The sequence below is a fragment of the Acidicapsa ligni genome, from assembly GCF_025685655.1.
In the GTDB taxonomy this organism is placed as follows: domain Bacteria; phylum Acidobacteriota; class Terriglobia; order Terriglobales; family Acidobacteriaceae; genus Acidicapsa; species Acidicapsa ligni.
Genome location: NZ_JAGSYG010000009.1, coordinates 38,356 through 59,615, shown reverse-complemented (window position 1 = coordinate 59,615; position 21,260 = coordinate 38,356). Strand labels below are relative to the sequence as shown.

Sequence of the window (21,260 nt, the reverse complement as noted above, 5' to 3'; positions counted from 1 at the left end):
CAGCATCCGATGACAGGAACGCGGCTACGCGAGGCGTACGATGATCGGCGTGTGATCTGAGGGCTTTTCCAAGGCACGGGGTCGTTTATCGATCTCACAGCTTTGTAGACGCTTCACTAGATTCGGCGCGAGCAGAAAGTGATCAATCCGGATACCACGATTATGTTCAAACGCTTGCCGGAAATAGTCCCAAAACGTGAACTGTCCACCGATACCGGGGTGAAGCAAGCGAAAAGCATCGGTGTAACCAAGTTCGAGCATTGCCCTATAGCGGGTACGCGGTTCAGGCTGAAAGAGTGCGTCGTGAATCCAAGACGCGGGCTTGTGGCAGTCGATATCTTCCGGAATGACGTTGAAGTCTCCGCCGATTAACGTTGGCACATCGCTTTCTAGCCAGAGCTTCATCTGCTGCTTGAGGCGGTCCATCCACGCGAGTTTGTACTCGAATTTTGCCGTGCCCACCGGGTTTCCATTCGGCAAGTAGATGTTCACCATGCGGATGTTCTCAATTATCACTTCAAGAAACCGCGCGTGACTGTCTGCCTCATCACCGGGCAAAGTTGTGCTGACAATCTTTATCGGACTACGGGTGAGAATGGCGACGCCGTTGTAGGTTTTCTGCGTCACGGAAGAAGAATGATATCCCAGCTCTTTGAAAAACAGCGTGGGAAACTCCGTACCCTTTAGCTCCTGGAGCATCAGCACGTCCGGCTTTTTCGCCTCCAGCCAGATTTTGACATGTTCGGCGCGCGCACGGATCGAATTCACGTTCCAGCTTGCTATTTCGATGACGTCCTCCGGAACTTCTTCTTCGGCGGAGCGGAACCCCTATGAATCGTCGTTGACTTACCAGCCTTTTTCGAACTTGAAGGTTTCGACGGCCGGTGATCAGCGAGGATGTTTCTCACCGCGTCAAGATCTACCAAGTAATCATGTGATGGGATCTTCTCGAGGATGTCGCGCAGCTCATTTCCAACTTCTTCAGAAAGAACACCTGTCCCTTCAGTTCATGGGACAGTTCACACAGGGCATCCTCATATTGAGCAATACGGCGCATCGTGTGTAGCAGTGTGGCGACACGATGGTATAGGGATGGTTGTCGAGTTGCGGAAGATCGCGTCTTAGAGTTCGCAGAGATGAGTTTCTTTGTTGTCATAGGCCAATCAGTTGGATGCAAAGTCACACCAACCTCGACTTTCGCATTGCGCCATTGAACTCTGAGTTCGTTCCCTATACCCATACCTTCGACAAGAGTTCTCGCCAGAGTTTTGGTGCTGGCGTGTGATTGGCGCTAGGCTGAAGTGGGAGCCGAAATGTCAGAGAAAAATGTGGTTGTGATAGCCGGAGTTCATGGGGTAAGTGGCAGAGCAGCGGCAGAGCGTTGGAACGCATTTCCCAATACGGAAGTCTACGGATTATCCCGTCGAACCGCACCGGTGTCCGAGGGGGTTCGGTCTGTCGCCGTGGATCTGTTGGATGCAGAGGATGTTAGAGAGAAGCTGACGTCAATTCCTGGGGTCACACATATCGTATTCGGCGCTTACATTGAAAAGGCGACCGCCGCGGAAAGGTCCGAGGTAAATGTGGCCATCCTCAAGAACCTGCTCGATGTTGTTGAGGTCACATCACCGGCACTCCGACATGTGACTTTCTATCAAGGCGGCAAAGCTTATGGCGCCGACCTCGGACCTTTCAAGACTCCGGCACGCGAGGACGATCCACGTCTGATGCCGCCGAACTTTTACTACGACCAGGAGAATTTTCTTCGGGCAAGGCAACACGGCAAGCATTGGTCTTGGTCGGCCCTACGCCCGGAAGCGATCTGCGGATATGCGATAGGCAATCCGATGAATCTCGCTATGGTGATAGCGGTTTACGCGATGATCTCGAAAGAACTTCGATTGCCGCTTCGATTTCCGGGAACCGAACGGGCATATCGCGCACTCTATCAAGTCACATCGGCCGACATTCTGGCTGATGCCTCGATTTGGGCAGGAACGGCGGACGCCGCCAAGAATTCGATCTTCAACATCACAAATGGTGACTACTTCCGCTGGCAGCACATGTGGCCTCGCATCGCGAGGATGTTCGACATGGAAGTGGCCGATCCTATTCCGATGCCGCTAAAGGTCTACATGGCCGACAAAGCTCCTCTGTGGGAAGCGATCGTGAAGAAGCACAATCTGCAGCAAATTCCGTACGACGCCATCGCATCATGGGAGTTTGGAGACTTCATCTTCAATACCGAGTTCGACAACATCAGCAGCACAATAAAAGCAAGGCGAGCGGGGTTCCACGGCTGCATCGACACGGAGGACATGTTCCGCCAATTTTTCCGGAAGCTGAGTGAACTTAGGGTAGGCACGACGAAGTAACGCCTACCTGCGATTCCAAACACAGGCCAATTACGTCAGTGTCGTGCGATCAGCTCTGAAGCGGAAGTCGAGTGCTCGAGGTCTGCCCGATCATCGACTTTCGGAGTGATGATTGCGACACCCTGGAAGTCATCGAGGTGTTCCACAATCCAGGCCCAGACGGGAACGAACTGTTGCTGAAGCTTATGGCCCAGCGACGTTGCTTGGTATTCCACCCGTGGTGGAACTTCCGGATAGACCTTCCGCGTGATAAGCCGGTATGACTCCAGAGTGCGTAGAGTCTGGGCCAAGACCTTTTGGCTAATCCCATCGACCCGGTCACGGATTCGGCTGAAACGGACGGGGCCACCCGCACAGACCAACTCGTAAAGAACTGCCATAGGCCATTTCGCCGCTACTGTCTCGAGAAGTTGACGGGCCGCCTCATCCTGTTCGTCAGTAAGAGAGTCACAAAAATCCGGATTTTGCTGGGCATCCAAGGCTTGGTTCCTCCCCAGTATGTATAGCACCACTCGGCTTTAGGTGCTTATCGGACACCGAGGCTGCGGGGCGGCCTACCTCATACTTATTCAAATTGCGTCTCCGACGTGATCGACCTATCCTATTCATTTTGCAATAACTAACTAATTGGTTTGTATAGAACCAACTGGTTCCTTCTTCCATTTTGATACCAACTCCGTTACTTTGTGCATCAACGGAGGAGTTCATGGAGCAGGTTTGGTTCATCACCGGATGTTCTAGAGGGCTAGGGAGAGCAATCACCGAGGAGGCCCTCGCAAACGGATTCAAAGTCGCAGCCACCGCGAGAGATCCGGGCCAATTATGGGCGCTCAAGGAAAAGTATGGATCCCAAGTCGAAACCATTGCTCTCAACGTCACTGATGCTCGGGCAGTTGACACAGCAATCGCTCGTGCGATCGCAGTCTTCGGTTCAATCGACGTTGTTGTCAATAACGCCGGCTACGGCAATGTAAGCCCGGTCGAAGATCTCAGGCTCGACGATCTGCACGCACAAATGGAAACGAACTTCTTTGGTGTGGTCCATGTGACCAAGGCGGTCCTGCCGCACATGAGACTGCGTGGTGAGGGACGCATCCTCCAAATATCCTCGATCGGCGCTCGGTTGGGAACGCCTGGCATCGCCGCATACCAAGCAGCGAAGTGGGCGGTCGAAGGGTTTTCCGAGGCCCTCTCCAAAGAGGTCGCACCCTTGGGGATCGAGATCACGATCGTCGAGCCCGGCGGTTTTCGAACCGATTGGGCTGGAAGCTCGATGACCGTCGGTTCGATCCGGCAGGAGTATCGACCGACAGTCGGTGTGGTGGCTGACTACCTAAGGCAAAACAGCGGCAAGCAGCCCGGCGACCCCTCACGCGCAGCTAAGGTCATCCTCAATCTGGCCACCATCCAAAAGCCGCCATTGCGGCTATTGCTCGGCAGTGACGCAGTCGACTTGGCTGAAAAGACCAGTCGCGAGCGAATTCGGGAAGACGAAGAGTGGCGTTCGCTAAGCATTTCTACCGATTTCGAATGCGAGCCCGTGGAAATCGCCTATCCCTGGCAGAACCAAGAAACTTTGACGGAACGAGCAAGGTAACAGGCCATGTCCCAGTCTCCACCACAAAACAACAGGGATCTTCGCGACCTCTTCGTGCGAAAAGTTCGCGCCGTTACCCTTTCGTCGATGCTCCTGATCCTGCTCGGCTGCCATGCTTCCAGGACCAGCCAATCAGCGACATCGAAACCGCTTCCCGTCAACTGCGTCCGCGTAACGCCGGTAGATGTGCCGCTTAGGGGAGACTGGGTCGGAACACTCGATGGATATGTCAACGCCCAGATACAACCTCAGGTAAGTGGATATCTCGTAGCGCAGAAATATCGGGAAGGATCCAAGGTCACCAAAGGCCAGATTCTTTTTGAAATTGATCGGCGTCCTTTCGAAGCCGCCTTGGAACAGGCTGAAGGGCAAGTCGGACAGGCAAGAGGACAGTTTGAACAAACGCAGGCACAGCTACGCCTAGCCGAAATCAACGTTGAGCGCGATGCACCGCTCGCCCAACAAAGGGCGATATCTCAAAGCCAACTAGACAACGAGAAGCAGCAATTGGCTCAAGCTCAGGCCGCCGCGAAAACCTCTCTCGAGGCAATCGCTACAGCAAATGCCAATGTCTCAGCGGCGAAGCTTAATCTTGGCTTCACGCAAGTCAAATCGCTGATCACCGGAGTCGCCGGTCAAGCCACGACACAGGTTGGCAATTTGGTCGGCCCCCAATCGACTCTCACGTCCGTCTCTCAACTCGATCCTATCAAGGCTTATTTTTCGATCAGTGACCGGGATTATCTGCGCCTGAGCAAGAGAGCCGAACAGGGCGGTCAAAGCCTTTTGCAGATTGCAGACAAGCTTCCTCTCACTTTGCAACTCGCTGACGGAGATACCTATACCTATCCGGGCCACATTATTTTTGTAGATCGTCAAATCAATCAGCAGACAGGCGCTATCCGTGTAGCGGCCGCCTTCCCGAATCCTCACGCTCTCTTGAGACCCGGGCAGTACGGAAGAATCACCGCGACCGCAGAGGTTGTTCCTCATGCGCTACTGATTCCTCAAACCGCTGTTCTCGAAATTCAAGGGGTGAAGGAAGTCGAGACGGTAGACGATCGGAATCATGTCCATGTCGTCAACGTTGTCCTCGGGCCTCAAATCGGTACAAACTTCATCGTCACCTTGGGTGTTCAAGCAGGCGCACGCGTCATAACCAGCAACCTCCAGAAGCTGAGCGAAGGCCTCTTAGTAGAAGCGACAGAAATCTCGCTCAGTGCAGCCGTTGGCCAAACATCGACGACTGAAACTACTGCGGGGGGGAGGTAAACGATGTCCAAGTTTTTCATCCGTCGCCCCATCGTTGCCATCGTCATCGCTATCCTCACGGTTGTCATTGGTCTGGTATCGCTGGCCTATCTGCCTACTTCCGAGTATCCAGATATCGTGCCTCCCGAAATTCAGGTCCAGGCCACCTATCCCGGCGCCGATGCACATACGCTTGAACAGGCGGTTGCGACTCCACTCGAGCAGCAGACCAACGGTGTCGACAACATGCTTTACATGTTTTCCGTGAACGCGAACAACGGACAAACAACGCTGTATGTTGATTTCGATGTGAAGACGAATCCAGACACCGATCAGGTCCTTTCTCAACTGCGGGTTTCCCAGGCTCAGGCACAATTGCCTCCAGAAGTGAACACCGCCGGCGTCACCGTGCAGAAGTCTCAGAATTCTCCTCTGATGGTTGTCGCTCTATCGTCGCCTACAGGACAGTATGGTGCAGACTTTCTCACGAACTACGCCATCATCAATCTGCAAGATGAGTTGACCCGCGTGCCGGGCGTTAGCCGCGTTCAAATATTCGGCGGCCAGTATGCCTTGCGGATCTGGGTGCATCCCGACAAGCTCGCACAGCTTGGGGTGACTGCAACCGACGTCATCAACGCTCTCGGAGTTCAGAACAACGTTAACCCGGTGGGGCAAATCGGAGCCGAGCCGGTACCCCTGGGCCAGCAACTCACCTACACAGTTCGCACGCAAGGTCGATTGATCACCCCTGAACAGTTCGGGAACATCATTCTGCGGTCAAATCCCGACGGCTCGGTTCTTCATTTGAGTGATGTTGCCAGCATCGAGCTTGGCACGCAGTCGTACACCATGACGGCACGCTTCAACGGTTCGCCGGCGGGAGTTTTCGGCGTCTATCAGCTACCAGGTTCGAACGCTGTGGACGTTGCTCGCGCGGTACGCCAACGACTTGATGAACTCCAATCAACCTTCCCTCCTGGACTGCGCTACGATGTGCCGCTGGACACAACGAAGGCGGTGGACGCAGGAATCCACGAAATTCTTGAAACGCTGATTATCGCGCTCGTGCTCGTGATCCTGGTAGTCTACCTTTTCCTGCAAGGCTGGCGCGCTACGTTGATTCCGCTTATGGCTGTACCGGTGTCTCTCATAGGTACATTCATCGTCTTCCCATTCCTCGGCTTCTCGATCAACACCCTGTCATTGTTCGGCTTGGTGCTTGCGATCGGGCTGGTAGTAGATGACGCGATCATCGTCGTAGAGGCGGTGGAACATCACATTGAAGGGGGCCTTGCTCCGCAGGAGGCGACGATCAAGGCAATGGAGGAAGTGGGTGGCCCCGTTGTGGCAATCGCTCTAATTCTGGCCGCTGTTTTCATCCCGACGGCCGCTATACCAGGCATCACGGGCCGACTGTACCAACAGTTTGCGATTACCATCGCGATCTCTGTTGCGATATCTGCCTTCAACGCGCTCACGTTAAGTCCAGCTCTCGCAGCTCTGCTCCTGAAGCCCCGCACCAAAGGCAAAGCCCATAACTGGCAAGCGTCCTTCTTTAGTCGCTTCAACTCGTTCTTCGGTTGGACAACGGAGAAGTATGTAAAAACCTGCGGAATCCTCATCCATAAATCCGTTGCAGCTTTCCTCGGCCTGGCCGTAATTGCGGGAGCCGCTCTCCTATTGGGAAATCGTCTTCCTGCAGGCTTCATTCCCCAGGAAGATCAGGGATATCTATACGCCGCCCTCCAGCTTCCTGACGTCGCCAGCCTCCAGCGTACGGATGCTGCGGCCCAGCAACTCGCTTCCAGCCTTCGGAAGACACCGGGCGTTGGTGCTGTAGTTCAGGTGAACGGTCTCAACCTATTGACACAGACGCAGAGCACAAATGCCGCATTCTTCTTTGTGTCTCTGAAACCCTGGGAAGCTCGCAAATCAAGGCAGGAGCAGATCGAAGCGATTGAAGCCAGCCTTCAGAAGCAACTTGGCGCTGTCAACGACGGGGTCGCCTTCAGCTTTCCTCCTCCAGCGATTCCGGGTATCGGTACCTCTGGTGGAGTGACGATGATCCTTGAAGATCGCTCCGGAACCGACGACCCTACATTTCTAATGAAGAATTTGCTGAAGTACCTCGACACTGTCTCGAAGCGTAAAGAGATCGCGGGCGCTATACCGTCTTATCTCCCCGCGGTCCCCCAGCTCTACGTCGACGTCGATCGCGAAAAAGCATCGCAACAACAGGTCGACCTTAGCAACATCTATGCGACGCTGCAGACCTTCATGGGCGGCTACCTCGTGAACTACTTCAATCGATTCGGCCGACAATGGCAGACGTTTGTTCAAGCTGACGGCAAGTCACGAACGAAGATCGAGAGCATCAACCAGTTCTATGTCCGAAGTGCCAATGGAAGTCAGGTGCCACTCTCTTCGCTGGTACATGTGAGCCAAGCTACAGGACCGGAGTTTGTTTTGCGCTTCAACGAGCACAATGCGGCGCAGATCAACATCGCAGGTGCTCCCGGATACAGTTCAGGGCAGGTCCGTGAAGCGCTCGAACAGGTCTTTCACGAAACGATGCCCCGGGGCATGGGATACGACTACCAGGGAATGAGCTTTCAGGAACAACGTGCCGCCCAAGGCGTGCCAACATGGGCTGTTTTCGGCTTGTCCCTACTCTTTGTCTTTCTGATTCTGGCGGCTCTGTATGAGAGTTGGTCTCTACCCTTCAGCGTTCTGCTCAGCACCCCGGTTGCGATTCTCGGCGCTTATCTGGCCCTGGCCGCGCGTTCGCTCGAGAATGACATTTTTGCGACGATCGGATTGATCATGCTGATCGGACTGTCCGCTAAGAATGCGATTCTGATTGTCGAGTTCGCAGTCAAAAATTACAAAAGCGGACAATCTATCAACGATGCTGCGCTCCATGCAGCCCGGCTCCGCTTTAGGCCAATTGTCATGACGGCTCTGGCATTCATCTTTGGGTGTCTGCCGCTTTGGTTCGCCAGTGGTGCTGGAGCAGTTGCACGCAGAGTGCTTGGCAGTGTCGTTGTCGGCGGAATGTTGTTGGCGACACTCTTTGGAATCCTTCTGATTCCGGTCACCTTCTCGATCGTCGAATACATCTCGCATCGTCTGAAACGCGGAGGGAAAGGCATCAGCATGGACTCTGCCCACGCACCAGAACCACTTCACAGCGGTGAGCAGCGTCCGCCTCAACTCGAGGGAGGTCTGCGTTGACCGCGACAGGAAGGATCATTGCAACGCGGGATCGGCTTGCGAAGGCTTCACTGTTGGTACTCCTTGGGGCGACCGGCTGCACCGTCGGTCCAAAATACGTAAGACCGCAGATCCAACCGCCGCCGGCCTTCCGGGCCGTCGATAATGCGCAGACATCCAACGACACAAAAGATTCATTGGGAGACCAGCAATGGTCAGACATCTTCCGCGAGCCAGAGCTACAAGATGTGATTCGGGCTGCATTGGCGAATAATTTCGACCTTCGGATCGCCGCGGAGCGCGTGCTCGAGGCGCGGGCACAGGTCCAGATCACACGCTCCCAGGCATTTCCTCAGATTACGGTCGGAGGAACTGGTCTCGGAGCCAACTTGGGGAACTCACTGAACAACATCGTGGAGAGTCCTCTGGCCGACGGTAGTTTGAGCCTTTCGACGAGTTGGACGCCTGACTTTTGGGGACTCTATAGAAGGCAAACCGAAGCAGCACGAGAACAAATGATGGCTCAGGTCTGGGCTCAACGCGCAGTGAGAGTGAGCCTCGTGCAGCAGGTGGCGACGACTTATATCCAGCTGCGAGCCCTTGATCGCCAATTAGAGATCACCCGAAGGACAGTGGAAGCGCGTCGAAATTCCGCTGATCTGACCCGCAGGCTGGAAGAAGCTGGCGATGCACCACTCTCAGATGTACGTCAGGCCGAACAACTGCTTTATACAGCCACGACGCAGATTCCAGAAATCGAGCAACAGATACAACAAAATGAGAATGCAATGCGGCTCCTGCTTGCGCAGGAACCGGGCGTTGTTCTCCACACTGCCCCTCATGCTTTGAGCCCACCCCCTGAAAAGCTTCCGACGGGCGTACCTTCTGAGTTGCTTGAGCGAAGACCCGACATCCAGCAAGCAGAAGCCAAATTGCGTGCGGCGAATGCCCAGGTCGGAGTAGCCAAGGCTCAGTTTTTCCCTCAGGTGTCTATCAGTGCATCCGGGGGAGTCGGAGGAGACACGCTCTCGTCCCTTTTCAATCCATCAGCCCGGACCATTTACGGAATTGGTTCGCTAACGCAGCCTCTGTTTGAGGGTGGCAGACTTCGCGGCCAATTGACTCTCTCCCAGAGGCAGAAAGATGAGATGGTCGCGAACTACCTCAAAACCATCTACACAGCCTTCCGTGATGTTTCCAATGCGCTGATAGCGGCTCGTAAACAACGCGACGCCAGGGAGCAACAGGAATTGCTCGTAGCTGCAGCTGAGGATGCCACGCGGCTCGCGAGAGCACGTTACGCAAGCGGCGCGACAAGCTATCTTGAGGTGCTTACGACCGACTCAAACCTCTTCTCAGCTCAACTTAACCTGACAACGATCCAGCAAATTGAGGCGCTCACCCTTGTGAACCTCTACGGTGCGCTGGGAGGCGGCTGGAGGTGAATACAACGATGCTCTTGAGTTTCTCAACGCAAGCGATCCGAATCGCAAGATGAGGATCAAGACATAGAGCGGCACTTCTAAGCCCACGATCCATCCAGTGATTACCCGGACTGTCCTCCTGTGGAAGCGCTGCTAAAGGGACCAGTCGACGAAAGGAAGAACGATCATGAAGAGAGTAAATAAGCTAATCCTTCTAGTTGCGTTATGCGAGAGCGCGTGCCGTCTTGGCTTTTCACAGACAGTTCTACCGGAGATCGCAAACGAGGCACGAATCGATCAACTTCTGGGTCAAATGACGCTCGAAGAGAAGATGAACCTCATACGTGGGGGAATCGAGGACAGTTCGACCTATCAGGGACAGGCGGGATTTGTACCCGGAGTTCCGAGACTGCACATTCCCTCTCTACGCATGGCAGACGGACCGCCGGGCATTTTGACACGAATTCCTTCCCAAGCCGAGACGGCCACGATGGGAGTGGCAGCGACCTTCAGCGTCAAGGACGCCGAGGACAATGGGGCGGTCATTGGTCGCGAAGCGCGTTCTCTTGGAATCGATGTCGTTCTCCAGCCGTTCATCAATATCGATCGAGATATCACATTCAGCCGCGGCTACAACACTTTTGGCGAAGATCCGTTTCTAACGAGTGTCATGGGAGCGGCTCAGATCCGCGGCACGCAGGCTCAAGATGTCATGGCGCAGGCCAAGCATTTCATTGGTTACGATAGCGAGTCGTACAACACGTTTATCGATGCACAGACTCTCCACGAGGTATATGCCGCTCCCTTCGAGGCCGCGATCAAGGCTGGAGTGTCTTCAGTCATGTGCTCCTACAACCACATCAATGGCCCATTTGCCTGCGGTAATTCGGATACGTTGAAATCACTGCTCAAGGTGGAGATGGGGTTCAAAGGTTTTGTCACGTCCGATTGGGGTGGGGTCCACAACGTGGATTTCATCAATCATGGGTTGGATATGGAGATGCCTGGCGTCATGCAGCCGGACAGCCCCATGGCGCTTGTGATGCGGACGTACTTTCAGACCTTGCCACTTCCTACCGGGCCACGGTCGAAAGTGACCGGGGAGCAGCTTGCTGGAATACTCGGTGGCCGCCTTCCGGAGGAGCCGGACAATGGCTCCCTGGATATGAGCGCATTTCCAACGGATACTGATCCGCGAAGAATGCAAGATGTTCTGAAGGATCGGACAGTGAGCGAAGCGACGGTCACTGCGGCAGTTCGTCGTGTTCTCTACGAGATCGACAGGTTCGGCTACCTCGACGGGAAGCAAAAGCATTCGATTACCCCTCAAGATGTTGAGGCCAATGCCGAGGTCATTCGGAGAACAGCCGAGCACGCTGCTGTGCTCCTCAAGAACGATGGCGCGCTTCCATTGCGGCAGGACGATCTGGACTCGCTAGTTTTGATCGGTCCGACCGCCGGCCAGGTGGCGGCAATCGGCACCTTCGGAGAGCGCTCTCCAGGGCTGACTGAGCGACAGGTCAGTCCTCTCGATGCGCTACGAAGGACGGCTCCCGGAGCCCACATCGCGTTCGCAGTCGACGATGACATGACGGGTTCCCCAATTCAGAAAGAGACGCTTTCTCATGATGGCCGCCCGGGTCTCCTGCGCACGAGTGAGAGCGGACATACTTCTGTCGATCCTGAAATCAACTTCACCAATTCCAATCAGAGATCGCTGCCAGCGAACAGTTCGTTCAAATGGTCAGGAACACTCACCGTCCCTAAGAGCGGCAGCTACTGGATGTACTTGCAGGTGTTGGGTGCCCGCGGTGTCATGATTATTGACGGCAAGGAACTCGGACGGACCGGCGCCCTCAAGGGGACAGTGCATGGGGACGTGCAGCACGCAACCCAGGACAACGGCCTTCCCACAGTCGATGGATTGGACAACGTGCGACGCTCTATCGAACTCACCAAGGGTAGGCATTCCATATCCGTTGAAGTCACCCCGGATACATCCAATAATCCCGAACAGGTACGGCTCAGTTGGATGACTCCAGACCAACGGATCAGCGATCATCAGCGCGCCATCGAGGCAGCAAGACATGCCCACACAGCCATTGTGTTTCTTTGGACAAAAGGCAAGCCTGACTTTGGTCTTCCGGGAGAACAAGACAAACTAATAGATGAGATAGCCGCCGTCAATCCAAACACGATTGTCGTACTGAATGTCTCCCAACCGGTGGTATTGCCTTGGCTCAATAAGGTAAAAGCCGTCCTCCAGATGTGGTGGCCAGGGGACGAGGGTGGGTGGGCAACGGCGAATGTCCTGCTCGGAGAGGTGGATCCCGCTGGCAGACTACCATTTACGTGGGCCAAGCGTCTCGAGGACTACCCAGCAACGGACCCAGCACATCCAGAGCGTTCCTCAAAAGGCGTGAACGGTAAAACCACCTATTCGGAAGGCGTCAACGTCGGCTACCGTTGGTTCGATAGCCAGAACATTGCCCCTTTGTTTCCATTCGGCTTTGGGCTTTCTTACACACAGTTCGCTTACTCGAACCTGGTTGTCCGACCGGCCGGTGATGGGGGCCTAGATGTGGAGTTTCAGGTAAAGAATGTCGGCAAAGTCGACGGGGATGAGATCCCGCAGGTCTACCTCGAAGCTCCAAAGGATCGACCCACCGGGATCCAATTTGCTCAGAAAACATTAGCAGCGTTCGAGCGGATCAACCTCAAACCCGGAGAAAACAAAACAATAACCCTGAACATAGGAAAGCGCAGCCTTCAATACTGGTCTGAGAATGAGCACACCTGGGTTCTCGGAGGTCCTCGTCGAGTCCTCGTTGGTGCCTCATCACGCGATCTCACGCTTACCTCTCCAGTTGAATAGGAGGCGTACGCTGACGCCCGCGGTTCTTACCTTAGCGAACATCGTGATTTCGCGCGATGGAGCGCACTCGTGGTCTAAGTCACATATCAAACGACTATGCCCACGGGTGCGCCACGTGGCCCGAAGCCGAAGGCGTCGGCGCGTGCCAAGCAGGAAAGCCACACTTACACGTCTTCGCGAGCCGGGCATTGCGGCTCGAAACCAAAGCCGTCAGGCTTCATGCTTAGCTTTTATGGACGACTTCAAACGAGTATCCATCCGGATCAAACACATCAGCGGCGTAGTAACCGGAATAGTATTCGGTTCGAGCCCGCGGTGAGATATTGTCTTTCGCGCCGGCGGACATTGCAGCCTCGTAAAACTCATCGACCTTTTCGTTGCTCTCGGCCATGAAGCCCCAGTGAATCGAAGCAGGATCGGGCTTTCCCTGCTTCAGCCAGAAGAATGCTCGCTTTCCATCGCCGAATCCCCAGAGATCAGGATGACCGTGTTCGCCCTTGTAGGGTAGGAAGAATTTGATCTTCAGAGGTTTCAAAGCCGCTTCATAGAACTCCAGCGAGCGTTCGACATTGCTGACCGTAAGAATGATGTGATCGAGAATAACGTTCTCCTTCAAATCGAGAGGGATCAATGCCCTTTCACCCCTCGAGGATTGTATGGATCATAGGTGACGTATGCTCATGGCCACGGTACGTACATGTCGCCAGCGCAGCGGAATCCAGCCCAATCTATTTGCGATAAAAGGCGGACAATTACCCTTCAATGACGGGGAAATGCTATCGGCATATCCATCACAATCCGGAGAGTCTGGATCTTCCAGCCGCCTCCGACGCGATGCAGGATCGGACGATAGTAACCCGATTCGATCGGCGTCACGCTGCCCTGAACTCCGAGCGCGTCTGCAGGCCAACCGCCCTCCGGCTTTTCTTTGGCTTGAACGCTGAAGACGATGAACTGGGCGTCAAGAGTGGCCCGATCTCCAATGACCTCAATGATTGGATCGTGGGTAGTGTGATGACTCCAGCCCCCAGGTGGATGGGGCCGCATCATCTGCGATACTGCGGTCGCAATCGGCCCTGGCCCAACAATCTCCCCCATGGGCTCGGGATTGCCGGAGTTGCTATAGAAGATCTCTACCTTTCCGTCGTCGGTAAACAGTTCGGCAACAGCCGCCCCGTCCCGACGATCCGCGCCTCTCACATATTTTGCAAGTACCTGCTGAATTGTTCGCTCGTCGCTCATTCCTACTCCGATCATGCAGAATTTCTTTAACTGTATCCATGATTGGAGCATATTGAGCCATTTCAGTGCAACTATGACCGATACACTTAGATCGGAGTCCCAAGGCGAAAGGACATGTGGCCGACATGATCGACGTTCGTTTCCCCACCGCGCTTCAACTCATGCTCAGTCTCGCGCTGGCGCAAGAAGAGTCCGTCTCCCATCTCAGCTCGTCTCAAATCGCCGAAAGTCTGGGAGCGAACGCAAGCTTCGTGCGGAAGCTACTTGTCCCGCTTGTAAGGGACAAACTGGTTTCGTCCTCCATGGGAAAGGCCGGTGGTGTTCGTCTGGCTCGCCCTGCGGCGAAGATCACGCTGGCAGAGATATACCGTTCGATCGTGGCGGACAAGAAGATTTGGGCCGCCCGCACGGGCATCCCACACCGCTGCCTGGTCAGTGCGAACGTCCAAGGCTATTTCGAGAAGCTCGTCGACGATGCGGAAGAAGCGGTCCTATCGATGCTGGGGAAGTCTACATTGCTTCAGGCCCTCCACGATCTCCGAACGCTTGCGGGGGATACTGCAACTCCGTCACACACTCAGGCGCACCGATGACCAGCTCGTAGAGGCCATACCGGATCGGTTATCGTCCCGGCTGGGAATGCATCCTTTCGATTCAACCCAACCAGTTGTGCGTCCCAAGACAATCATGCCGGAAGAACACTAACGTTACGGCCAAGTAAATTGTTGCGCCTCCGGATCCGCACTCGCCGTCCGCCGAACCAGTGCCGCGGGCGGGTAGGTATAGGAAGACATAATGGTGCGGCCTCCATCCGGATGGTACGTTATACCCGTGCGGTGGGAACAACAAATGATCAGCGACCTAAAGTCTCTATTGGTTGAAGAATCGATGGCCGCCGGAATAGCAGTTTTTTCGTCCAACCCTAGCCAAACAGCTCCGTGGCGCCTGCAAGCACGGGACTCCATCGGAACGCCGGCCATTCGTCTGTGCCTTCGCAGCTATCCGGTTCACCACAATGCGAAGGACGACGAGAGATATGAAGCTGGCGAGATCGCAAAAGAGTCACACACCAAAGCCCAATGATTCCCGAAACGGGGCGAGCAGCGATTCCCGTCGTATTGTCCGAGTCGTTACAACCCTATTTGTGGCTTTCCACCTGGTCGCTATTCTGGCCTTCGCACTCCCGCTCGGTGTCGTTCCTGCGTACTTGCTGGCTTTCCTCTCCCCTTACACCCGGTGCGTGGGTCTGAACGAGATGTACGATACCTTTGCCCCAAATCCCAAATCAGAGGAAGAGTTTCTCAAGGCGATCGTGTTTGCCCGAAGCGGAAACATGGAGGTCTACTCGTTCCCGAGGATGGAAGACCTATCTCTTTGGCAGCGGTACAGCCAAGAGCGTTACCGCAAATTTGTAGAGAGTGTTCTGTGCAAGGACTGTTCGGGCCTTTGGCCGGACATAGAGAAGGAAGCGGCGCGGCGTGTGTCCATGAGCCCATCCGATCCGCCTGACCGGGTGATTCTCGTTAGGTTTGATTCGCCGATTGATCCTGCCAAAGGTCTAGTTGGGAACGAAGCCGGCGCTAAGCCGACCATTGTTTCCCAACAGAGCCTCGAGCCGGAGGACCAGCGATGAACAAACGCAGCCCCTCCATACTCGCCGACTTCTTTTTCAAGCCAATCTCACCATACCCTCTGGGCCTCTTCCGAATACTCTTCGGCTTTTGTGTCGGAGCCACACTCCTGTTTCTTCATCGCGATTGGCTCGCTTGGTTTGGCGTCGAAGGCTGGGTTAGCATGGAGACGATTGGCAAGGCAGAATCGGGCTTCCGCCTCGACCTCTTTCCATTGATCCCCCGCGACGATCGCTGGGTGGTCGGACTTTACTGGCTCCTTCTCGCCGCCTCTATTGCATTAACGCTCGGCCTCGCAACACGGCTAAGCACGGTAATCGTATATCTCGGTCTCAACTCTCTAAACCAAAGAAACCCACTGATCCTGCATGGTGGTGACACGCTGCTGCGGGCCGTGGCATTCTTTTTGGTCTTCGCTCCAGCCGGAGCGGCGCTGTCACTGGACAGCGTACTGCGGCGACGCCACGCATCCGGGCCCGGCGCGAAAGGACGGCTTTACCCTCCCTGGGCACAACGCCTAATCCAGTTTCAACTGGCGATTGTGTACCTCGCCGGCTTCTGTTGGAAGCTGAAGGGAGCGGCATGGCGCAACGGAACGGCCCTGTTCTACGTCGTGCACCTTCGGGAGATAGCACGATTTCCCCTGCCGGCCTTCATCCTCCAATCGTGGGCTTTGCATCTAGGCACATGGCTTGCATTGTGCTTCGAGCTTGTATTTCCTCTCCTCGTCTGGTTCAAGCCGTTTCGCACACCGTTGCTCATAGCGGGCCTGCTCTTCCACCTCTCACTGGAATACGCATTAAACATTCCGATGTTCCAGTGGGACATGCTCTGCGTGTATCCGCTTTTCTTCGATCCTGGAGGGCTTCAACGGTGCCTACAATTCAGAGTCTTCGCCAGTTCAGGCCTCCATCAAGCGCAAGACTGAAGATTTGATCGAGAGCCGGGTTGGCGACTCGGTCGGCCCCTTTCATAACGTTGTGCGACCCGCTCTAGCCAAGTCTCTGTAAGCCGTTTTAGAGGCGGCAAGGGTTGGAAAGGGCGGTCCTCGATTCTAAGGCGTTGAATTCGAGTCCCCGACCAAGACTCCCTGTAGCCGAATGTCTATCAGGCTCGAAGAACTTCGGCGTTCACGACACGTACAGGTTTTCCTTTGAGGAACGCCAGCGCGTTCTCGACGCTCTGCCCGTAGAACTCTCTCCATACCTCCTGCACACCGTAGCCGAGGTGCGGCGTGAGGACCGTGTTGGGAGCACTCCTCAAAGGATGGTCTTGAGGCAGCGGTTCACGGTCATATACATCGAGAGCTGCGATGATGCGACGCGCCTGCACCGCCTCAACGAGAGCCGTCTCGTTCACGATAGGACCGCGGGAAGTATTGATCAGGATTGCTCCCGGCTTCATCCGAGCCAGATCGGACGCATTGATCAGACCACGCGTACGCGGCGAAAGTACAAGATGGATGCTGATGGCAGTGGAGGTCGAGAACAATTCCTCTTTCGAGACGAGAGCAACGCCTGCTGCTCGCGCCTTCTCTACGGTAAGATTCTCGCTCCACGCCACCACCGTCATATTGAGAGCCTGACAATAGCGGGCCATGTGCGAGCCAAGCCGTCCAAGCCCGAGGATTCCGATTGTCTTTCCTGCCAGAGAAATACCCACCGGCAGATCTTCCTGAAAGTAGCCTGCTCGCATATTGGCATCGGCAGCAGGTATGGCGCGAGCTGCCGCAAGAAGAAGACCGAGAGCCAACTCCGCAGTGGATGCCTCGCTTCCGCCATGACCGGTTGTGTTGCTCACAACAATGTTTTTCGCTGTGCAGGCTGCAAGATTGAGCACTGCATTCGACGAGCCTGTGATGCCGAGCATTCGCAGATTGGGAAGCCTGTTGATCAGCGAGGCCGGGAGCGGCGTACGTTCGCGCATGGAAAGCACTACCTCGAAGTCTGAGAGTGCCGCAGCTGTATCGTCTTCGTTCTGAAATGCGCGTTCGAAAAAGATGACATCGGCGATCGCGGACAACGCCGACCAATCTGTGCTGCTCTTTGCAACGCCTTGCCAATCATCCAATACTGCTACCTTCGCCATCGCGTCTCCTCGTCACCAATTCTCTGAAGCATTCTTTGCAGTTCGTTTCAGCTCACCGCTACTCCAGAGTTACAACGATCGGCGTGTGATTCGACGGCTTGTTCAGGGTTACCATTCTCGCTCGCGTTGGTGCACTCAACACCATAGATGGAGTGGCGCATCGCCGCGATGCGTTATGGCAGGTGGAACGTGCAGGCAAGATGGAAGGCCCTCTCTTCCGGCAGCGCAGCGAATGGTTACAAGAGGATGCGCAATCGCAACCTCTCCAACAGATGAATGTGGAAGAGCGTCTGGTCGCGGACTATGGAGGCACGGGGCTGACGATTGGAAAACATCCCATGCACTACTGGCGGCATACCTTCCGTCTTCAGGGAGTGCTCACCGCCAGCGAATTGCAGAAACGTCGCAATGGAGAGTACGTGAAGACGGCCGGGCTCGCCATCGTGAAGCAGCGCCCCGGCACAGCGAAAGGCGTGGTCTTCATGTCGGCGGCGGACGAGACGGGAATCTTCAACATCATCGTGAGCAAGGACTTTTTCGAGAAGAACAAATTGACTGTCGAGCGGTGCAAGTTCTTCCTGGTCGAAGGAAAGCTGCAGAGCGAAGATAATGTGGTCCACGTCCAGGCGAAGCGAATTATTCAGCTATCGAACAATGGATTGGCGCTCGCTTCTCACGACTTTCATTAGTCCGCTATAGAGTACCGTTCACAACGATCAAAGATCCCAAACAAAAACCTGCAACCCACCCTGATACAGGAGACAACCTACCACAATAGAGCCGCTGTCCGGCAGGCTGGGCAATCGTTTGAGATCGGCGAGTTCTGAGAGCCGTCCGGGATTCATTGATCCCAACTCTCAACGGGCTCATGCCAGAGCATCCTGTGATGAGTGATCTTCTGGCCCTCCCGCTCCATCCATTGTTCCGTGGCCCACGCGGCCGGAACCGCGATCGCTAGCAGCAAGATGGAGCAGAGGATAGTGATGGCGACATCCTTCGCGGTCGTCCGTGGCGCATAGGTATAGCCACTGACTCCGCAGCAAGGGCATACATCGTTTACGACCTTTTCGTCAGTCTTCGTCGGCTTCATCCAACTCTTCAAGATCGACGAGACTCGGACCACGCTCTTCTTCATCGTGTTCATCTTCATCCTCCTCATCCTCCTCGCCGGGATCGCTGTCCACAGCGTTTGCGGCTGCAAAGGCAGCACGTTCCCGCTTGTCCCGCCGAACATCCAGCAGTTGTTCTCCGATCGTGTGCTTCGGTGAAAAGCAATACTGGAGATAAGCCTCGAAGAGCGATTGATTGCGGATTCCGCGCTTCAAGAGGTCGTGTTGATGCTGCTTGTAAAGTTTTGTCAGAGCCTCGGGCGTGATGATGTAGAAATGCCGCTTTCCGCGGCTCCCGACGCTCGCCTCCAGCCACCCTTGCTCAATCCAGTGAACGATCTCACTCTTGCGAACACGAAGCACGGTAGCGAGGCTTTCCACGGAAAAAAGATCGCAACGAATGTCCCGCAAGCTCAGATGGTTCCTGCGGAGCATGTTGCGAATCGCCTTAGCGGTTCGGTTCAGCTTTTTGGCGACCTGCTCGACAGTCGATTTCACCAACTCCTCCCGCACGAGCTCAAACTCGAGATCGGTCCATCGTCGATATTCCGGCTTGTTCTTGATTCCGTACTGGATAACGAACCGCCAACAAGTGTCTTTCGGACGCCCGGTGTGCCGTTGGATACGAATCACGAGTTGCTCAAGCTTGTTGCCAGAGAGGACCTTGGCCTCGGCTGCCATCTCCTTGGCTTTCGGGCTCCAGTCGGGGAAACTCTCGGAGGAATTGGGAAGGGTCGCCATAGAGGAGTCCTACATCGTTAGCACCACCAGCAACAGGGTGGTCTTAGTGCGCCGGTAGTCGAGGATTCCGGCAGTGGATGCTGAATTAGAAAGGGTATGGCGCACAGATGCGCTGTGTTGCGACATGACCTTTCTCCAGGGAGTGCTGGCCACAAAGCCGGAGATTCATGCCACTACTGAATGCCCTGATCGAACATCTTGGAGGGCTGATTCCCTGGCAGGCAGCCTTACCGCACTCTTTAGGAATACGATTCTCCATCGCCGCAACGAAGTCCAATGCAGATTTGAGGGTCTGTTATAGCGACAGGGTATAAGAGCCCTTTCCTGACGTTATCTTTAGTGTCCCAGGGCCATTTGCGTGCGTCTAAAGTACATTGTCATCCGGCGATGGGATGGCCTTTGTCTCCGAGCAAACCACAGTTTAGACCGATTGTTTGCCACGTATCCGCAAGACCTTGTAGGACGTTCCCAGGTGATTCCAAATACCGATGTCCAGACAAAGCAGCCAGTTTCGTCTCATCCCACAAACCGTCGAGTAGCAATGGGAGGTTGGGATATGGCACGCAACGAAACAAGGGATATGGAATCGGTCATTGCGCTAGCGGAAGAGCTGAACTTCACTCTGGCAGCACAAAAAGTGCATGTCAGCCAACCGGTGATTTCGCGCAATATAGCGGATCTCGAGGCGAAGCTGGGAGGACGACTCTTCGACCGGGACCGTAAGAGGGTACAACTCAACAAAGCGGGCCGCGCCTATGTCGAACACGCGCGCGTCGCACTTCTTTATAGTGATCGAGCGTTCACAGCCGCCCGTGCCGCAATGCAAGGTGCAGATCTGATCCTTCATGTCGGCAGGTCCCCCTATACCGATCCCTTCCTGTCCTCGACGCTGTTCTCGGTTCAACGCTCGCGATTCCCTCAAATGAGAATTGAACTCTCGAGCCAATACTCGTTCGATTTGACCCATGAAGTCCTTGCCGGAGCACTCGATCTGGCTATCGCCACAGAGCCTCCGGAATCACCGCTGCTGACAACGGCCAAGATCGCAGAGGTCCCCTTCTATATCGCGATGTCAGTAGATGATGTCCTGGCGCGTCATGCCTATGTCACTTTCGAGCAACTGGCTGATCGGTGCTGGATTCTGTTCGAGCGACGACTACATCCGACGCTCTACGACAACGTGATGATCGCGGCGGAAGTCAAAGGGAGCATGCCCCATAAGATTCAGCACATCACGGCGCCAGAAGAGGCATTCCCGTTCGTATCCGAGGGGGATTGCGTCGCCTTCGTTGTAAAAACTGGTGCCCTCCGCATCGCGCGTGATGGTGTGACGGTGCGTCCCCTTGCGGAAGACCCACTCTCCTTGAAGACCTATTTGATTTCGAGATCAGACAATCGATCAAAGATGATGAGCGCACTCGTTAGATCCTTTATGCGTAGGCTGGACCGCTTCCAAGTGCGTGCGCCAAACCAGTCTCCTTTCGAGCGTCAGACCGGTGCCGGAACCCTCTAAGACTTACTATCACCCGTACGTCAGCAATTTGACGCATCCGATAGCTAGAGTCACGGCTCTAAGGGATCGCGTTCTACAATGCGAATTTCTATCGGCCCCACCCAGCCGCAGTTTGGACAACGAACGATTCCAGTGGTGACAGCTTTTAGGTTGATCGCGGCCAGATCCAAAGCGTGATCACACTTTGGACAGGCATGC

At 55.0% G+C, this 21,260-nt stretch carries 18 protein-coding genes; 11 read left to right on the top strand and 7 right to left on the bottom strand.

Annotation, left to right across the window (positions count from 1 at the left end; all coding sequences use genetic code 11):
- Window positions 1-24 precede the first annotated feature (24 nt).
- Window positions 25-783, bottom strand: coding sequence for an exodeoxyribonuclease III (gene xth, locus OHL19_RS21805; protein ID WP_263360094.1), 759 nt, complete (start codon window positions 781-783; stop codon window positions 25-27).
- A gap of 530 nt (window positions 784-1,313) precedes the next feature.
- Here xth and OHL19_RS21800 point away from each other — a divergent pair.
- Window positions 1,314-2,375, top strand: coding sequence for an SDR family oxidoreductase (locus tag OHL19_RS21800; protein WP_263359961.1), 1,062 nt, complete (start codon window positions 1,314-1,316; stop codon window positions 2,373-2,375).
- 35 nt (window positions 2,376-2,410) lie between these two features.
- Here OHL19_RS21800 and OHL19_RS21795 read toward each other — a convergent pair whose 3' ends face one another.
- Window positions 2,411-2,884: a winged helix-turn-helix transcriptional regulator gene (locus OHL19_RS21795; protein WP_263359960.1), complete on the bottom strand. Its 474-nt coding sequence runs from the start codon at window positions 2,882-2,884 to the stop codon at window positions 2,411-2,413.
- A gap of 197 nt (window positions 2,885-3,081) precedes the next feature.
- Here OHL19_RS21795 and OHL19_RS21790 point away from each other — a divergent pair, with 197 nt between their 5' ends.
- From OHL19_RS21790 to OHL19_RS21770, 5 genes are all read left to right on the top strand, one after another.
- Window positions 3,082-3,972, top strand: coding sequence for an oxidoreductase (locus tag OHL19_RS21790; RefSeq protein ID WP_263359959.1), 891 nt, complete (start codon window positions 3,082-3,084; stop codon window positions 3,970-3,972).
- A gap of 6 nt (window positions 3,973-3,978) precedes the next feature.
- Window positions 3,979-5,244 carry an efflux RND transporter periplasmic adaptor subunit gene (locus tag OHL19_RS21785; RefSeq protein ID WP_263359958.1) on the top strand — a complete coding sequence of 422 codons (1,266 nt, stop codon included), beginning with the start codon at window positions 3,979-3,981 and terminating at the stop codon, window positions 5,242-5,244.
- 3 nt (window positions 5,245-5,247) lie between these two features.
- Window positions 5,248-8,460 (top strand): efflux RND transporter permease subunit, encoded by a 3,213-nt coding sequence (locus OHL19_RS21780; RefSeq protein ID WP_263359957.1) that lies wholly within the window; start codon window positions 5,248-5,250, stop codon window positions 8,458-8,460.
- Complete coding sequence (locus OHL19_RS21775; protein ID WP_263359956.1) at window positions 8,457-9,884, top strand: efflux transporter outer membrane subunit; 1,428 nt, start codon at window positions 8,457-8,459, stop codon at window positions 9,882-9,884. Before OHL19_RS21780 ends, OHL19_RS21775 begins: the two co-directional genes overlap by 4 nt.
- Window positions 9,885-10,050: 166 nt before the next feature.
- A complete protein-coding gene (locus OHL19_RS21770) occupies window positions 10,051-12,738 on the top strand; it encodes a beta-glucosidase (RefSeq protein ID WP_263359955.1) in 2,688 nt (895 codons plus the stop codon).
- A gap of 223 nt (window positions 12,739-12,961) precedes the next feature.
- Here OHL19_RS21770 and OHL19_RS21765 read toward each other — a convergent pair whose 3' ends face one another.
- Window positions 12,962-13,354: a VOC family protein gene (locus OHL19_RS21765; protein WP_263359954.1), complete on the bottom strand. Its 393-nt coding sequence runs from the start codon at window positions 13,352-13,354 to the stop codon at window positions 12,962-12,964.
- A gap of 143 nt (window positions 13,355-13,497) precedes the next feature.
- A complete protein-coding gene (locus tag OHL19_RS21760; protein WP_263359953.1) occupies window positions 13,498-13,980 on the bottom strand; it encodes a nuclear transport factor 2 family protein in 483 nt (160 codons plus the stop codon).
- A gap of 125 nt (window positions 13,981-14,105) precedes the next feature.
- On the opposite strand from OHL19_RS21760, the gene OHL19_RS21755 reads away from it, so the two are divergent.
- The 3 genes from OHL19_RS21755 (at window position 14,106) to OHL19_RS21745 (ending at window position 16,539) form a co-directional block, all read left to right on the top strand.
- Window positions 14,106-14,573 (top strand): RrF2 family transcriptional regulator, encoded by a 468-nt coding sequence (locus OHL19_RS21755; protein ID WP_263359952.1) that lies wholly within the window; start codon window positions 14,106-14,108, stop codon window positions 14,571-14,573.
- Window positions 14,574-15,016: 443 nt separating this feature from the next.
- A complete protein-coding gene (locus OHL19_RS21750; RefSeq protein WP_263359951.1) occupies window positions 15,017-15,613 on the top strand; it encodes a hypothetical protein in 597 nt (198 codons plus the stop codon).
- Window positions 15,610-16,539, top strand: a complete 930-nt coding sequence (locus tag OHL19_RS21745; protein ID WP_263359950.1) for an HTTM domain-containing protein — start codon at window positions 15,610-15,612, stop codon at window positions 16,537-16,539. The genes OHL19_RS21750 and OHL19_RS21745 overlap by 4 nt, the downstream gene beginning before the upstream one ends.
- Before the next feature lie 179 nt (window positions 16,540-16,718).
- Here the strand turns inward: OHL19_RS21745 and OHL19_RS21740 are convergent, their stop codons facing one another.
- Entirely contained in the window at window positions 16,719-17,699 is a 981-nt protein-coding gene (locus OHL19_RS21740; protein ID WP_263359949.1) for a D-2-hydroxyacid dehydrogenase family protein, read from the bottom strand.
- A gap of 98 nt (window positions 17,700-17,797) precedes the next feature.
- On the opposite strand from OHL19_RS21740, the gene OHL19_RS21735 reads away from it, so the two are divergent.
- Window positions 17,798-18,388: a hypothetical protein gene (locus OHL19_RS21735; RefSeq protein WP_263359948.1), complete on the top strand. Its 591-nt coding sequence runs from the start codon at window positions 17,798-17,800 to the stop codon at window positions 18,386-18,388.
- Window positions 18,389-18,540: 152 nt separating this feature from the next.
- On the opposite strand, the gene OHL19_RS21730 is transcribed toward OHL19_RS21735, so the two are convergent.
- Together OHL19_RS21730 and OHL19_RS21725 are read right to left on the bottom strand one after the other, a co-directional pair.
- The gene (locus OHL19_RS21730; RefSeq protein ID WP_263359947.1) at window positions 18,541-18,789 is read right to left on the bottom strand and encodes a hypothetical protein; all 249 of its coding nucleotides are present in this window, start codon (window positions 18,787-18,789) and stop codon (window positions 18,541-18,543) included.
- Window positions 18,770-19,549 (bottom strand): hypothetical protein, encoded by a 780-nt coding sequence (locus OHL19_RS21725; RefSeq protein WP_263359946.1) that lies wholly within the window; start codon window positions 19,547-19,549, stop codon window positions 18,770-18,772. The genes OHL19_RS21730 and OHL19_RS21725 overlap by 20 nt, the downstream gene beginning before the upstream one ends.
- A gap of 556 nt (window positions 19,550-20,105) precedes the next feature.
- On the opposite strand from OHL19_RS21725, the gene OHL19_RS21720 reads away from it, so the two are divergent.
- Window positions 20,106-21,062 (top strand): LysR family transcriptional regulator, encoded by a 957-nt coding sequence (locus OHL19_RS21720; RefSeq protein ID WP_263359945.1) that lies wholly within the window; start codon window positions 20,106-20,108, stop codon window positions 21,060-21,062.
- Window positions 21,063-21,260 lie beyond the last annotated feature (198 nt).